The sequence below is a fragment of the Sphingobacterium sp. G1-14 genome, assembly GCF_002196555.1.
In the GTDB taxonomy this organism is placed as follows: domain Bacteria; phylum Bacteroidota; class Bacteroidia; order Sphingobacteriales; family Sphingobacteriaceae; genus Sphingobacterium; species Sphingobacterium siyangense.
This window is the reverse complement of sequence record NZ_CP021381.1, coordinates 4,299,841-4,315,741: the sequence shown is the minus strand read 5'-3', so window position 1 is coordinate 4,315,741 and position 15,901 is coordinate 4,299,841. Positions and strand designations below refer to the sequence as shown.

Here is a 15,901-nt window from a genome sequence, read left to right as displayed (position 1 = left end):
TTGTTTTTATGTTGTTTTGTTTCAAATATGTTACATTTTATTTCGTATTGTATTTTTTAAAATATTATTTGTCTGTTTTTGTGTAATTGTTTGGTTTTAAGCTATTTAATTAGTTTAATGAAATTAATTGGCGCTTTGTTTTGCTAAAAAATTAAAAAAGACATTCTGTTTCGTGTTAAAATTATATTATATTAATACTTATTTAACCAATTGTCGTTTAATTGTTTAGTAATGCTTTATTAATAATTTACAAATATTAAATAACCTTTCTTTGTAACCGAAGAAAAACAAAACCAAATTCATGAAAACGAAACACGTATTACTTCCTGTAATGATTGGGATGTCTTTCGGCGCGTGGGCCAAGAGCAAACCTGTCTTTCTGACATCTATTCCAGATGTTGAAATTTCTGCCAAATTTCAGGGGCCTATCCGAGGCATTGTAAAAACAGCAACCGGTGAACCTATCTTAGGTGCATCAATTTTTAATTTAACTACTGGTAAAACTACACAGACTGACCAGCATGGCGATTTTGTCATTGAAGGGAAAATCGGTCATACACTGCGCTTGTCGATGATCGGTTTTGAAACACAGCAAGTAAAAGTAGAGGCAACAACTTTAACGATTCAGCTGGTTTCTACAGATCAATCGCTTGATGAAGTAATTGTTGTCGGGTATGGTAAGCAAAAAAAGGTAAACTTAACGGGTGCTGTTACACAGATTGATGCGAAGATACTTGAAAACCGTCCAGTTGCCAATGCTACTCAGGCTTTGCAGGGAGCAATACCAAATTTGAATATTACATTTACCAATGGTAGGCCAGGAGGGGAAGGGAATGTTAATATCCGGGGCTTTGCTTCGATAAACTCAGCTAATGCACAACCTCTTATTCTCATTGATGGTGTCCCAGGTAATATCAATACTATCAATCCGCGTGATATTGAATCGATATCCGTTTTAAAAGATGCTTCTGCTGCAGCGATTTATGGAGCTCGAGGGGCATTCGGTGTTATGCTAGTAACAACCAAAAAAGGAAAGGCCGGAAAAATGAACATTAATTATAGTAATAATTTTGGTTGGTCTGGACTGACTGTGCGGACAGATTTTATGACGAGCGGATATGATGCCGCGAAACTAAATGATGAAGCTTTTATTCGTGCCACTGGTAATAGTTATACGGGATATACAGAAGATGACTATGCTGAACTATTGAAACGAAAAACAGATCCGAGCCTGCCTTCCGTAGTGATTCAGAATAGAAATGGAAAAGATCAATATGTATATTATGGCAATACAGATTGGTGGAATGAGATGTATCGAAAAACACAGGCATCGATGGAACATTCGTTGAATTTCTCTGGTGGTAGTGAAAAAATTGATTATTATGTGTCGGGGCGTCTTTATGAAAAAGGTGGGCTAATGAAAATTAACCAAGATAAATTCGATGCATATAATGTTCGATCGCGCATAAATGCGCAGGTCACCCCTTGGTTGAAAGTAAGTGCAAATACCCAGCTCAATTATCAGAATTATACCTATCCGGGATGGGCGACAAATCCAGATAATAACAATAATTTTATTTCGACAACGGTACATGCTTTACCATCTTATGTGCCAATGAATCCAGATGGTACAGCAACATATAGGACCGAGTTGAACAATTATAATATTGGTGATGGTATTTACGCAGATTTGTTGCATGGAAAGTCAAAAGGAGGCGAGGATAAATATGAGTTTATCAATATGTTTGAGACGGTATTTCAGTTGGCGCCAAACTTGACCTTAACGGGTAATTACACCTTTACCTATAACCCTATACACAATTGGAATAGGAGAACTGTAGCGCCTTGGTCTGTTTTCCCGGGAGTGATCAATTACCTAGGGAATGATACGTTTACCGAAACGATTATCAATCGACCTAAACACTCACTCAACCTTTTTGCAAATTATAACAAGCAGTTAGGGGACCATCAGTTGGCGGCTACGGTGGGTTTTAACCAGGAGACTACCGGATACAAACGAATTGGTGGAACACATAATAACCTATTGTCAGAGGATCTGAATGACTTTGCTCTTGGGACTGGTCAGATGCAACTACTCGGAAATGCAAATACATGGGCACTACGAGGATACTTTGGAAGGTTGAATTACAACTATAAAGGGAAATATCTTTTGGAAGTTAATGGTCGCTATGATGGAACTTCTAAATTTCCGTCCAATCAGCGGTATGGATTTTTCCCGTCTTTTTCGGGTGGATGGCGGATCTCTGAGGAGTCTTTTATGGCAAATCTGAAACCTGTTTTGAATGAAGCTAAATTTAGAGTTTCTTATGGGGCATTGGGTAATGCGCAAGAGGCTGCTGAGTATGGTTATATCCAATTGTTGAATGCAGGGTTGTCCAATTACATAACCAATGGTACAAAAACACAATACCTGAGTGCTCCGACACCAATTTCAGCTGATTTAACCTGGGAGAGGACGAATACGTTAAATTTTGGAACAGATCTTGAATTTTTTAGAAATCGATTGAGTGTTTCTGCTGACTATTTTATTCGAAATACGTTGGATATGTTGATCCCAGGTAAGACATTGCCAGCGGTTTTTGGTTCCGGTTCACCTCGGACCAATGCAGGCGACTTACAGAATAAGGGCTGGGAGCTTTCTGTGGCCTGGCGGGATCAACTGGAGCTGGATGGAAAACCTTTTGGCTATAATGTTGGATTGGGACTATCGGATTCCAAAGCGAAGATTACGCGTTTTGACAATAAGGAAATGTTGCTGAGTAACTATTACGTTGGCCAGACTTTGGGCGAAATTTGGGGTTATAGGACCGATGGATTTTTTCAGTCTCAGGCGGAAATTGACAATTGGAAAGTTAATCAGGATTATGTGGACAAACAACGGTTGGCTGCACCGGGAGACTGGTCTAAGCTTCATCCTGGAGATTTGAAATTTGTTGACATTGGTGGAAAGGATGGAGTTCCAGATGGAAAGGTTGATGCTGGAGACAATACATTGATGAACCCTGGGGATCAAGTTATCATCGGGAATAACAGACCCCGTTATACATTTGGTTTTAATTTGGGGGCAAATTGGCAAGGATTCGATATCTCGGCTTTCTTTCAGGGGATAGGTCGACAACATTGGTGGCCTGGAGCAAATGCAGATAAGTTTTGGGGGCCATACTCAAGACCCTATTATTCTTTTGTACCGAAGGATTTTGAACAAGATATTTGGACGCCTGAAAATGCAAATGCCTATTATCCACTGCTACGAGGTTATATTGCCTTAAATGATCGTGGATCTTTGAACGTCAAATCGGATCGTTACTTACAGGATTTAGCTTATATAAGACTAAAAAATCTAACCGTAGGATATACGGTTCCTCAGGCCTGGCTGAAGCGCGTGAAATTGGCCAATGCACGGGTTTACGTGTCAGGTGAAAATATTTGGACGGCGACTAAGCTCCGTTCCAAATATATCGATCCCGAACAGTCGGCTCAAGAGGTCAACGGAAGATCATATCCAATCTCTAAAACATTTTCATTTGGTCTAGATTTAACATTTTAATAGTATGAAAAAGATAGTATATATATATGCATTGTTGAGCTGCGGCATGATGGCTTGTAGCAAAGATTATTTGGAGCGTTTGCCTGAGTCGTCGGTTACTCCTGAGGCTTCCTTTAAAACTGAAAAGGATTTGGCACTATTTACAAAGTCATTTTACGATGCCGCACTGCCTTCGGCCGAAGGTATTTATAACGAATCGGTCGATAATATCGTTAAGACAACATTGGATGATGAATTGACCGGAAAAAGACAGGTTCCGATAAGTGGCGGTGGATGGACTTGGGCAAATCTTCGTAATATCAATTACTTTTTGGCAAATTGCTTTAATACAGTTTCAGAAACAACTGCTGCGCCTTATGCTGCCGAAGCGCGTTTTTTTAGGGCATATTTTTATTTCGATAAACTGAAACGTTTTGGAGATGTGCCTTGGTATGACAAGGTCATTGACCAAAATGACGAAGAACAACTTAAGAAGGCAAGGGATCCTAGAACTTTGGTTGTATCAAATATTCTCGCTGATCTGGACTATGCGATTGCTAATCTATCAGCTACCAAAAGTGATGAAAAAGTGACTAAATGGACTGCATTGGCCTTAAAATCCCGAGTCGCACTTTTTGAAGGAACATTTCGTAAATATCACACAGAATTTAATCTAACTGATGCAAACGGTTTGTTAGAGAAGGCAGCCGATGCAGCCAGTAAGCTTATGGAGGGAGCGCAATACAGTGTATACAATGCCGCGGGAACAGACTCTTATGGTGCGTTGTTTTATAGTGTTAATAGTTTGCCGCAAGAGGTTATTTTAGCGCGGAAATTCTCGGATGCTTTGCAAATTTGGCACAATGTAAATTATTATACGATCACGGCTTCCTATGGGAAACCTGGATTGGATAAAAATTTGGTGGATTCTTATCTGATGAAAGATGGAACGAGGTTTACCGATAAATCGAATTACCAAACAATGATGTTTAAAGAAGAGGTTCTAAATCGTGATCCACGCCTAAGCCAGACGATACGTACACCAGGCTATAAGCGTATAGGAGGTGCTGCTGTTGTTGCACCGAACTTTGGGAATTCGGTAACGGGATATCAATTGATCAAATTTGTAGGTGATGTAAAGTATGATAATTACAATCGTTCTGAAAATGATATGCCTATTTTTAGGTATGCCGAGGTTTTATTGAATTATGCTGAAGCGAAAGCAGAGTTAGGTACATTGAGCCAGGCTGATTTGGACAAATCAATTAAGTTGTTACGCGATCGTGTAGGTATGCCAAATCTAAATCTGCAAGCGGCTAAATCAAACCCAGATGCATTTTTAGCTAACGATTATCCGAATGTAGTTGGTGATATGAAGGGGGTACTATTGGAAATAAGAAGAGAACGACGTGTGGAATTGGTTATGGAGTCTTTCCGTTGGGATGATATCTTAAGATGGAAAAGCGGGCAGTTGGTCACAAGGCAATTTAAAGGGATGTATTTTCCAGGTACAGGTAAGTTTGATCTAGATAATGATGGTAAAGATGACGTTTGGATTTATGAAGGTGACAAGCCTAGTGCTTCAGGCATTCAGTTATTGAAATTAGGGTCGGAAATCTTATTGGAAAATGGAAATAAAGGAAATGTGATTATTAACGCACATATCAAAAAAGTTTTCGATGAAAAGAAAGACTATTTATATCCAATACCTGTTCAAGAACGACAGTTAAATCCTAACCTCATCCAAAATCCAAACTGGGGAGAATAATACCCCTTAGAAAATACGATCAGTGGTCGAGCCCTTCGCCTGCTGATCGTATTTTTTTAATATAACGACGTTTTTTTTAACTATCTGTATTTTAGTTGTATATGGTGGGGGAAAGACGTTTAATTTATTTTTCGTACCTTTGTACTGTCAAAAGACAGAATGGCGTGAGTTTATTCCGCTATGGCTTTGTGCCTTTGGCACAGCCTAGGTTGTTCGTTATACTTGTTGAAGTATATTTTGGAGATGCTTTTTGAATGGAGCATTTCGTCTTTAAAAGATTAGTTTCTTTTTCATCATTGCTCTTACCGAACCGAGAGTAAAGTATGTTAGTTAATAAGTTGATTGAACTGTAAGAGTAAGATTTCGATCAAACGAACTCAACTGTAGGGATATTTTTATTTGTAAGAAAATAGCGTAGGCGTATGGCCTTAGTGGATCACTCATGCCCTTATGGTTTATTTATGTTTAAAAAAATTAAAAAATGGATAAAACTAGTAAGGTAAAAGTAAAAGTTGAAGACTTGGTACTTGTTTTCGGAAAACAGAAGAAGCAAGCTTTGAAATTACTAAATGAGGGTTTCTCCAAAAAAGAAATCTTGGCAAAGACAGATTGCACGATCGGAATCAACAAAGCTAATTTTGAAATCTTCGAGGGTGAATTCTTTGTTATAATGGGACTATCAGGGAGTGGGAAATCTACGCTGCTCCGTTGTCTTAATCGATTGAACGAACCTACATCGGGAAAGGTATTTGTCAATGGAGAGGATATTACAGGGAAAAATAATAAAGATCTTCTTGAAGTCCGTAGGACAGAAATGAGTATGGTCTTTCAAAAGTTTGGTCTGTTGCCACATCACACCGTATTAAGCAATGCCGCTTTTGGTTTAGAACTAAGAGGGGAAGAACGGGAAAAACGGGAATCTAAAGCTCAGAAAGCGCTGGATGTAGTAGGACTGAGTGGATTTGAGCAACAGTTACCGTCTCAGTTATCTGGTGGTATGCAACAGCGGGTTGGACTGGCTCGGGCACTTGCCAATGATCCCGAAGTATTGCTGATGGATGAGGCATTTTCAGCACTAGATCCCCTGATTAAAACCGAAATGCAAGATCAGCTATTGGAGTTGCAGGATAATTTACAAAAGACGATCGTTTTTATTACCCATGATCTCGATGAAGCAATCAAATTGGGCGATCGTATTGCTATTATGAAGGATGGTGTCATCGAACAGATCGGTACCGCGGAAGATATCTTGACAAATCCAGCAAGTGACTATGTTAAAGCCTTCGTTGAAAAAGTGGATCGCAAGTCTATCATTTCGGCAGGTTCCCTGATGTTTGAGAAACCTACTGTTGTACGTTTCAAAAAAGATGGCCCTGAGGGGGCTCTACGGAAAATGCGGTCGACAGGAATTGAAATTCTCCCTGTAGTTGATGCTCATGAGACTTTTCTTGGTTTTGTTCACATGAATGAAGTCATTCAATCTGCAAAGCGTAGGGAACCTACCGTAGAATCCATTATACATACTACCGTTCCAACAGTATCAAAAGAGGTGACCGTTGAAGAAATGTTGCCCCTGATATCGGAGATCCGGTCGCCAATCGCTGTGGTGAATGAACATAATCGTTTGTTGGGGATCGTAACACAGACATCGTTGATTATCGAAGCGACAAAGTATAATGAAGAAGAAATTATTGAATTAAAAGAGAAAGCAAATAATCAGTAGAAATGAATAAAGTAATCGATATAGGACAATACATCGCTGTAGCTGTAAATTGGCTGACAGATCATTTAGAACCATTTTTTAACTTGATAAAAAATACGGGGAATGCATCCATTATTGGACTGGAATGGGTGCTAACAACGATACCTTTTTTTATTATCATCGCATTATTTACAGGTTTAGCCTGGTGGAAATCTGGGAAAGGGGTTGCATTGACAACGTTGGTGGGATTAACATTGATCTATCTGATGGGATTTTGGATTGCAACGATGGAGACTTTGGCCCTGGTGTTGGTCGCTACACTAACAGCATTGGTTATATCAGTTCCTTTGGGTGTGTGGGCCGCGAAGAATAAACTAGCAGCGAAAATCATTCGGCCCTTACTTGATTTAATGCAGACGATGCCTGCCTTTGTTTACTTGATTCCAGCGGTGTTATTTTTTAGTATCGGTAAAGTCCCGGGAGCTTTTGCTACCATTATTTTCGCTATGCCACCTGCCGTCCGTTTGACGACTTTAGGGATTGATGCGGTTCCAAAAGATATCGTTGAAGCTGCACGTTCATTTGGCGCGACCAATAGTCAGATCTTATTTAAAGTAGAACTGCCCTTGGCTACAAAAACAATCTTAGCAGGGATCAATCAGACCATATTACTGTCTTTATCTATGGTTGTTATTGCCGGAATGATTGCTGCTGGTGGCTTGGGAGAAAAAGTGCTTGAGGGTATTAATAACTTGGATATTGGTCTTGGTTTTGAAAGTGGTTTGTCCGTTGTGATTCTCGCTATTATTTTGGATCGAATCACGCAGGGCTTTGTAAAAAAGAAAGCATAGTATGAGGAAAATAAAAAGTATGGTATTGTGTCTGATGGTGTTGTTGCTTGCGTCATGCAGCACAGGTCGGAATAAAAATATTATTCATATCGGTATGGTCGATGGCTGGGCCGAAGGGGTCGCAATGACAGAGGTCGCAAAAGTTATTATGGAAGAAAAGGGATATCATGTTGTTGTCCAGCGGGCTACGCCAGATATGATCTTAGCCTCCATGAACAATGGCGATACAGATCTATATATGGATGTCTGGCTGCCATTGACCCATGGAAGTAAAGTGGCTAAATTCCCCAATATTGAAGAGCTTGGAACGAGTTATAACCATGCGCGAAATGGACTTGTTGTACCGGATTACGTAACAATTGATGGAATTGAAGAGTTGAAAAAACATGAAAAAGAGTTTGATAAACGGATCATTGGAATAGAAAAAGGGGCTGGAATAACACGTGCCGTGGATCAGGTGATCAAAGATTATAGCCTCGATTATAAGCATGTGAACTCATCTACCGTAGCTATGATCACGGAATTGCAAAATGCAATCAAAGCAAAACGTTGGATTGTGGTAGCTGGCTGGCAGCCGCATTGGATGTTTGCTAAAATGAAATTGAAGTTTTTGGATGACCCCAAAAAGACATTGGGGGATGCCGAGCAAATTAAAATTTTTGCACGGGGAAACTTTAACATTGAGCAGCCTGAGCTAGCCCGATTTTTCTCCAAAGTCTACTTCGATGAATCAACAATGGCTGATTTGTTGTCAAAAATGCAGGGAAGCCAGGACAAAGCATTTACGGCAAAAGAATGGGTCAAGAAACATAACGATCTCGTAAAGGGCTGGTTATTGTAAACTGAGGTGATTAAATAGTTGTGCCACCCCAGTACGCTACCCGGCATAGCATAAGGAGGGCATTGTCATTACGACAATGCCCTTAAAAATTTACGGGCCAGTTGAATTTGTTGTTGTTGTATGCTGGATAAAGGATATCTGCTATCATCAATCCATGTGTCGAGCCCCTTTGGAAATTCCCAGGCGAAATCTAAGACTTTCGCTTTTTCTGCGGCTAAAATAATGTCATGTTTCGTTGCATTTGGATTGGCAATCTTGATGTTATTATAAATGCTATCCTGGATGAGTGGAAAGTTGCCTGCCATATCCTGATTTCTATTTGTATCCATAGTGAATTATTTTTTAAATAATTAAGAATGATTCTAGATAATTTTATACTTTAGTCAAAGATAGCAGGCATTCTATTGTTATGGGGTCTGCATAAAGGAGTAAAATGTCCGTCGAAGGGAATATTTCTGTTAAGGTATATTGCCTAATGTGCGTAAGACTATTTGAATCCTAAAAGGAATTAAAAATGGCACTAAGATTATATGATATTGATTCACCCAATTTATTATTGGAGCGGACTTACCCAAGTACCTACTTTTCTGTCGACACTGGAATTTATGAATCTGTAACACATTTAGATACTACATTTGGAAAAGGCTTTTATAAGGAGGTTTTCTTCGATGGTATTCATATTGGTTACGGTCATGCACAGTTATTTAAACGGATGCGGTTTCGTTTTGAAAGTGATTTTGAAACAGTTGAAATGCACTTTGCCTTAAAAGGCAATAGTCAGGCGAGTGGCGAAATGATGCCCTTAGGTGTAAATTTTGAGACATACCAGCATAATATTATTTACGGAAATTCAATGTGTGGTCAAATGGAGTGGGGGAATCAGGAGTTTCAGTTATGTGAAATAAACTTATCGCCCGAATTTTTTAAAAGATTCCTGCCCGAAGATTCTAAATTCTTTGCAGATTTTCGGAATGCTATTGACCGTGGTAAATCGGGATTGCTGACCAATATGCATAGACGGATTACCCACGATATGCATGAAATTATCGACGATGTAATCAATTGTCAACGAAAGGGAATTTTTAAGAAAATTTTCCTGGAAGCAAAGATTATGGAGCTCTTGCTTCTTCAATTGGAACAGTTTCAGGAAGAGGATTTTGTAGCAGTTTCGTTAAAAAAAGCCGATATCGATAAGATATATGCCGTTCGTGAGTTTCTACTAAAAAATATGGATACCAATAGTACACTAGTCAATCTCGCGCATCTGGTGGGTACCAATGAATTCACATTGAAAAAAGGTTTTAAGGAGCTATTTGGTACGACTGTTTATGGTTTTTGGCATGACGCAAAAATGGAACATGCCAAGAAACTGATCTTAGATGAAGATCGAACAATCGGTGAAGTTTCTGATTTGGTCGGTTACAAAAATCAACGCCATTTTTCGGACGCCTTTAAACGTAAATTTGGAATCCCACCGAGTAAGCTAAAAAATACCTTGTAATGTGGAATAGTTTTTTTTACACTTTACGGACCTTTTATTCCTTCTTACGGAAGTTTTAATAGCGCATGAATCGGGTTTGATAAAAGTCGAATAATTACCTTTGTTTAGAAAGATTCTTAATAATGGTCTTTTGATCAAATATGTACGTAATTAGAAAATCATGGGAAAAACTGAAATGAAAGTAATACAGCTCGCCCTGACTGTAAGTAGAAAAGAATACCTGACGCCACATTATATCCGTGTTTATTTGACTGGTGATGGTGTAGATCAAATCGCTAATACGACCGTCGGAGTCAATAACAAGATCTTGATTCCGCCAAAGTATGTAGATCGCATTTATTTTCCAGAATTTGATTATGAACGAGGGCAGTGGAAGCCGATGGATGAGGCGATTAGGCCAACAGTTCGAACTTATACACATCGCGGTATCAACCTTGATAGAAATGAAGTATGGATTGATTTCGTTGCCCATGGTGATGAGGGGCCAGCTTCAGCTTGGGCTATGGCTGCAAAACCTGGCGACGTGCTTGGGATTCTGATGAAAGCAGGTAAGACGTCTCTATATGAAGTTGCAGCTAACTATCTCCTTGTTGGGGATGCAACTGCAATTCCTGTTCTGGGGGCAATCTTAGAAGACTTGCCACCTTCGGCAAAGGGAATCTGTATGATTGAAGTACATGGTAGCGAAGATATACAGCAATTGAAGACTAAGGCTGCTATTGATTTTATTTGGTTACATAATGATACGCCACAGGAAGGTAGCCTTTTGGCGGATTTGGTGAAGATCAGATCCTTGCCTGTAGCGGATAAATTTGCTTATGTAGCTGCTGAATTTTCGATAGTTAAGGAGATTCGCAATTATTTGCGTAAGGATCTCGGTTGGGGAAGAGAGGAGCTTTATGCTTATTCGTATTGGAAAGCTGGAGTTGCTGAAGATAAATCTGCTACAGATCGCCGTAGTGAGAGTGAAGAAATCCAGGCCTAACGTTTACGATAGGTTATGGAGAAACAGAAACAACTGATCTTAAACGGTAAGTTAAGTAGGGTGATGTGGCAGATGTCGTGGCCTGCCGTGATTGCAATGGTCCTGTATGGTCTGAACAATTTTCTGGATGGTATTTTTGTTGGTCATCTGATTAACAATACAGCGTTGGCAGCTGTCGGTGTAACCTATCCTTTAGCCCAATTTGCACAAGGTTTTGGTACCCTGATCGGAACAGGTATGGGGGCAGCAATTAGTATTTGGATAGGTGGGGATCAACAGGAGAAATTACATAGGTCATTTGGTACGGTGCATTTTTTGACTATTATTTTCTCTCTTATAATTACCCTCCCTTGCTATGCATTTGCCGACAAATTGGTCTACATGATGGGTGGTAGAGGTGATATATTGGCTCTTGGGGTGGATTACTTTCGAACAACCATATTGGGTAGTTTTTTCTGGATTTATGGTTTGGCCCTCAACATGATTATTCGTGCAGAGGGTCGTATGAAAACTGCGGCCTGGATGATTGCAATAGGATTGCTTGTTGATGTCTTACTTAAACCGGTTTTTATAGAACACTTTGGTTGGGGTGTATCAGGGGCAGCTTGGGCAACCAATATATCGATGATCATCTACACATTTTTAGGTGTATGGTATTACGCCGGGGGAAAGGCTTCGTTCAAAACAAAGTTTTGGTCTTTATCTTGGGATTTATCGATTTTAAAAGAAACGCTTTCATTAGGAATGCCCGGCTTTGTCATGATGGTCATGATTGTAATCCAGAATATTGTTGTCTTCAACGCATTGGCCAATTACGGAAATAATATGGATATTACGTTTTTTACGGCGATCAATCGGCTTTATATTTTATTAAATACCCCACTATGGGGGCTTATGCGGGCTTTGCAGCCTGTAACGGGGATGAATTATGGTGCTGGGCAGTATACGAGAAGTATCAATTCGTACCGTTTATTTGCCATTACTGGGCTGCTGATTCTGCTTCCGTTCTGGTTGCTGGTGATGCTTCATCCCGTTGCTGTGATATCGATACTGATACCAGAAGCGATTTTTTCAATACAGCAGCTAATGGATTTCAGAATTTACATGAGTGTTTTATTGGTTCTTCCATTTATTTTTATGGCGATGGTGTGGTTTCCTTCCATTGATCATGCCAAGCCTGCGACTTTTATCAGTGTATTGCGGCAGGTTGTATTTTATATTCCTATCTTAATTATTGCACCAAAATATTTTGGTGTACACAGCATTTACGTAGCGAGCGCGGCGATAGATTGGATTATTTTCATTATAGTCATCTATGCGGTTCGACGAAGCACGCGGAAGCTCAATATGCAAGTTGATGTATAAGACGTTGCAGCGCGAACGATGTTAATGTTAAGTTAAGCAATCTTTAAGATTGCATTGTTAATATACTACTCATCTTCTAGTAATATAGGTTTCATTTTTTTGGGCAAAATTCAAAATAATGAAACCTATTAAACTACCTCAATTTAGGAAAACAGCTCAGGTGACCTTAGCTATTGCATTGCTGAATGCGGCACATGTCGATAGCGTATGGGCAAACTTTGCGAATGAAACTACCAAGCTCGAAATTGCCGATCAAGCTATTATTAAAGGGATTGTTAAGGATCAGGACGGCAAACCTATTGACGGCGGCACGATCATCAATGAAACCAGCAAACAGAGTACGCGTACAGAGTTTAATGGTAAATTCAATCTGAAAGGTCAGGTTGGCGACCAAATCCGTGTTTCTTCTTTAGGATATAAAACAGCTACAATAACTGCTACAGATGGGGATCTTGTGGTGGTTTTGGAAAAGGATGATTCAAAGTTGGATGAGGTTGTTGTCACGGCAATTGGTATCAAGCAACAAAAGAAGCAAATTGGTTACGCTACTCAAGAAGTTAAATTAGACGTACTTAAAGAGTCTAAAACAATGAATATTGGTACAGCGCTAACGGGACAAGTATCTGGTCTGATCGTTAATAATCCAACGGGGATTTTTCAGGCACCATCTTTTCAATTGCGTGGTAAGACCCCACTTATTGTCGTAGATGGCATTCCTGTAGAATCTGATTTTTACGACATGTCCAGTCAAAACATAGAGAATATCAATGTACTAAAAGGAACAGCCGCTTCATCTTTATATGGATCACGCGGTAAAAATGGCGCGATCTTAATTACAACCAAAAGTGCAAAAAGCGATAGGCTGGAGTTTTCGGTTGGAACCAGTAATATGTTTTCTGCTGGATTTACAGTTTTTCCTGAATCGCAGAAGGAGTTCGGAAGTGGATCCAACGGTAAATATGAGTTTTGGGATGGTGCTGATGGGGGGATTTCAGATGGAGATATGACATGGGGACCCAAATTGAACTCCGGAATAAAGGTTGCTCAATGGAACAGTCCGATTCGTGATAAGCAAACTGGTGAAGTGATTCCTTGGTGGGGTGATGTGAGTGGAACCAAGTATAATGATAAGTCACGTTACGAAAGAGTGCCGATTGATTGGGTCGCACATAACAATTTAGAGGATTTCCTTGGAACTGGACTGATTACCGAGAATAATGCGACATTATCGTATCGTTCGGAAAAGGTAAGCATATTTGGAACAGGAAAATATGCCTATCAAAAAGGTCAGGTGCCCAATACAAAGCTTTCTACAGGTGGATTAAATTTGAATACCTCTTACCGTTTTACTCCTGAGGTACAATTAGATCTTAACTTATCCTATAACAAAGTGAAATCTCCAAATTATCCAAGGTATGGATATGGACCTAAAAATCATATGTATACGATTCTGTTGTGGATGGGAAATGATGTAAATGGACAGGAATTAAAGGATCACCTCTATATTCCGGGACAGGAAGGCTATCGTCAAGCAAACTATAACTATGCTTGGTACAACAACCCTTATTTTGCAGCTAATGAGCTGAACCAAGTATACGATCAGGATATTTTGGCCGGGCAGACTGCTTTAACTTGGCGTATTTCACCTGAATTTACCATCAAAGGTCGCGCTGCAGCAAGGCAAAAAAATCTATTCCAGGACATGCAGAGTCCTAAGTCTTACATGAATTATGGCGATTCACGGAATGGGGATTATAAAAACTGGGATAGCAAACAGCTCAATTTTGATGCGGACGTCTTAGCAACCTATATTAAGCAGTTGTCTGATAATTTCGGTGTAACCGTTAATGCGGGTTCTTCTACTTTCAAAAGAGATTATCGTGAGCTTTATCAAACTACAGATGGTTTAGTTGTACCATTTGTCTACAACTTAGGCAATACCCAAGGCCCAGTTAAGGCAACAAATACAACAACTGAAAAAATAATCCGAAGTGCTTATGCGTCGGTAAACTTAAACGTGTTTAAGTCCACCTATCTGAATTTTTCGGGAAGAAATGACTGGTCATCAACATTATCAAAAGCAAATCAGTCATTCTTTTATCCATCGGTTTCACTAAGTAGTGTTATCTCCGATTATTTTAAACTGCCAGCACAAATTGACTTTGTTAAATTGTACAGTTCCTGGGCATCGGTATCTTCTGATCTGGATCCTTATAGCATTGCTGCGACTTATAAAAAAGATGTTACCTATGGTTCGACGCCATCAGTAACCTACCCTGCAGGTATTATTAATCCTGATATCCTCCCACAGCAGTCCATTTCTTTAGAAATTGGTGCTTCTATGGCTTTCTTTAAAAATAGGCTTTCGGCTGATGTAACGTACTATAATGTTGTTGATAAAAATCAGATCATCGATTTGAGTATTTCCCAAGCATCCGCTTTTACTTCGCGTAAAGTAAATGGAAATAAATACCGTACAAAAGGATTGGAGATTTCTTTGACAGGGAATATAATTAAAAATGAACAATTTTCGTGGACGTCTACTGTTAACTGGTCTCGTGCAATTCAGCGTTTGGAAGAAATTTACAATAACCAAGCGAAATACGGTAATCTTAAAAAAGGCGATCGTGCAGACAGCTATTATGGTACTGTCTGGGAAAAATCGGCTGATGGTAAGGTTATCTTGAATCCGAATACGGGTATGCCGACCAAAAATCCATTTCCACAGTATTTAGGTTACTTTCAACCGGACTGGCAATTTGGTTTTGCAAACCAGTTTAAATTTAAGGGATTTCAGGTAAATCTTGATTTCGACGGATCTATTGGCGGCGTGATGAATTCGACAACCATAGAAAAAATGTGGTGGGGTGGAAAGCATCCTTCTTCGGTCTTATATCGTCAGGAACAATATGATGCAGGGAAACCAGTTTTTGTGCCAGATGGGGTGATCGTAACAGGAGGTGAGCTTACCCGCGACGTGAACGGTAATATTACTTCAGATACCCGAACGTATACAAATAATACAAAAGCTGTTGATTGGCAGGCTTGGAGTCAAAATTATCCTTATCAGGCCAGAGTTACAGAGTCTGAAAGTAAACTGTTTGCCAATGTATTTGATCGATCATTTGTAAAACTACGTAGACTATCGGTAGGTTATGATGTCAATAAGGTGTTTAAATTAAAACAGCTTACGGCCTTAAATGCATCACTATTTGGCTATAATTTGGCTATGTGGAAGAAAGTACCTTATATCGATCCTGATTTTGGTGTTGGAAACGATGGAAACTTACAAGACCCTTCCACGCGATATATTGGTTTTTCTCTAGATTTTAAGTTTTAAT

Annotated in this window: 10 protein-coding genes; 9 read left to right on the top strand and 1 reads right to left on the bottom strand. The window is 39.5% G+C overall.

The window, feature by feature from the left end:
• The first annotated feature begins 301 nt into the window (after nt 1-301).
• The 5 genes from CBM24_RS18735 to CBM24_RS18715 all read left to right on the top strand — a co-directional run bounded on the left by CBM24_RS18735 (nt 302) and on the right by CBM24_RS18715 (nt 8,709).
• Entirely contained in the window at nt 302-3,568 is a 3,267-nt protein-coding gene (locus CBM24_RS18735; RefSeq protein ID WP_088162286.1) for a SusC/RagA family TonB-linked outer membrane protein, read from the top strand.
• A 4-nt stretch (nt 3,569-3,572) separates the two neighbouring features.
• The gene (locus CBM24_RS18730) at nt 3,573-5,315 is read left to right on the top strand and encodes a RagB/SusD family nutrient uptake outer membrane protein (protein ID WP_088162285.1); all 1,743 of its coding nucleotides are present in this window, start codon (nt 3,573-3,575) and stop codon (nt 5,313-5,315) included.
• A 481-nt stretch (nt 5,316-5,796) separates the two neighbouring features.
• Nucleotides 5,797-7,038: a glycine betaine/L-proline ABC transporter ATP-binding protein gene (locus tag CBM24_RS18725; RefSeq protein ID WP_075993480.1), complete on the top strand. Its 1,242-nt coding sequence runs from the start codon at nt 5,797-5,799 to the stop codon at nt 7,036-7,038.
• A gap of 2 nt (nt 7,039-7,040) precedes the next feature.
• Nucleotides 7,041-7,868 carry an ABC transporter permease gene (locus CBM24_RS18720; protein ID WP_075993479.1) on the top strand — a complete coding sequence of 276 codons (828 nt, stop codon included), beginning with the start codon at nt 7,041-7,043 and terminating at the stop codon, nt 7,866-7,868.
• A 1-nt stretch (nt 7,869) separates the two neighbouring features.
• Nucleotides 7,870-8,709, top strand: a complete 840-nt coding sequence (locus CBM24_RS18715) for a glycine betaine ABC transporter substrate-binding protein (protein WP_088162284.1) — start codon at nt 7,870-7,872, stop codon at nt 8,707-8,709.
• Nucleotides 8,710-8,777: 68 nt separating this feature from the next.
• Here the strand turns inward: CBM24_RS18715 and CBM24_RS18710 are convergent, their stop codons facing one another.
• The gene (locus CBM24_RS18710; RefSeq protein WP_088162283.1) at nt 8,778-9,038 is read right to left on the bottom strand and encodes a hypothetical protein; all 261 of its coding nucleotides are present in this window, start codon (nt 9,036-9,038) and stop codon (nt 8,778-8,780) included.
• Between the two features lie 185 nt (nt 9,039-9,223).
• On the opposite strand from CBM24_RS18710, the gene CBM24_RS18705 reads away from it, so the two are divergent.
• From CBM24_RS18705 to CBM24_RS18690, 4 genes are all read left to right on the top strand, one after another.
• A complete protein-coding gene (locus tag CBM24_RS18705; RefSeq protein WP_088162282.1) occupies nt 9,224-10,210 on the top strand; it encodes a helix-turn-helix transcriptional regulator in 987 nt (328 codons plus the stop codon).
• 160 nt (nt 10,211-10,370) lie between these two features.
• Nucleotides 10,371-11,195, top strand: a complete 825-nt coding sequence (locus CBM24_RS18700) for a siderophore-interacting protein (protein WP_088162281.1) — start codon at nt 10,371-10,373, stop codon at nt 11,193-11,195.
• A gap of 15 nt (nt 11,196-11,210) precedes the next feature.
• Entirely contained in the window at nt 11,211-12,560 is a 1,350-nt protein-coding gene (locus tag CBM24_RS18695; RefSeq protein WP_088162280.1) for an MATE family efflux transporter, read from the top strand.
• Between the two features lie 118 nt (nt 12,561-12,678).
• Entirely contained in the window at nt 12,679-15,900 is a 3,222-nt protein-coding gene (locus tag CBM24_RS18690; RefSeq protein ID WP_088162279.1) for a SusC/RagA family TonB-linked outer membrane protein, read from the top strand.
• The last annotated feature ends 1 nt before the right edge of the window (nt 15,901 follow it).

Excerpts from the sequence above, each read along its gene's own strand:
- CBM24_RS18730 (WP_088162285.1), top strand. The coding sequence starts at position 3,573 with ATGAAAAAGATAGTATATATATATGCATTGTTGAGCTGCGGCATGATG.
- CBM24_RS18710 (WP_088162283.1), bottom strand. The coding sequence starts at position 9,038 with ATGGATACAAATAGAAATCAGGATATGGCAGGCAACTTTCCACTCATC.
- CBM24_RS18735 (WP_088162286.1), top strand. The coding sequence starts at position 302 with ATGAAAACGAAACACGTATTACTTCCTGTAATGATTGGGATGTCTTTC.
- CBM24_RS18705 (WP_088162282.1), top strand. The coding sequence starts at position 9,224 with ATGGCACTAAGATTATATGATATTGATTCACCCAATTTATTATTGGAG.
- CBM24_RS18695 (WP_088162280.1), top strand. The coding sequence starts at position 11,211 with ATGGAGAAACAGAAACAACTGATCTTAAACGGTAAGTTAAGTAGGGTG.
- CBM24_RS18715 (WP_088162284.1), top strand. The coding sequence starts at position 7,870 with ATGAGGAAAATAAAAAGTATGGTATTGTGTCTGATGGTGTTGTTGCTT.
- CBM24_RS18690 (WP_088162279.1), top strand. The coding sequence starts at position 12,679 with ATGAAACCTATTAAACTACCTCAATTTAGGAAAACAGCTCAGGTGACC.
- CBM24_RS18725 (WP_075993480.1), top strand. The coding sequence starts at position 5,797 with ATGGATAAAACTAGTAAGGTAAAAGTAAAAGTTGAAGACTTGGTACTT.
- CBM24_RS18700 (WP_088162281.1), top strand. The coding sequence starts at position 10,371 with ATGGGAAAAACTGAAATGAAAGTAATACAGCTCGCCCTGACTGTAAGT.
- CBM24_RS18720 (WP_075993479.1), top strand. The coding sequence starts at position 7,041 with ATGAATAAAGTAATCGATATAGGACAATACATCGCTGTAGCTGTAAAT.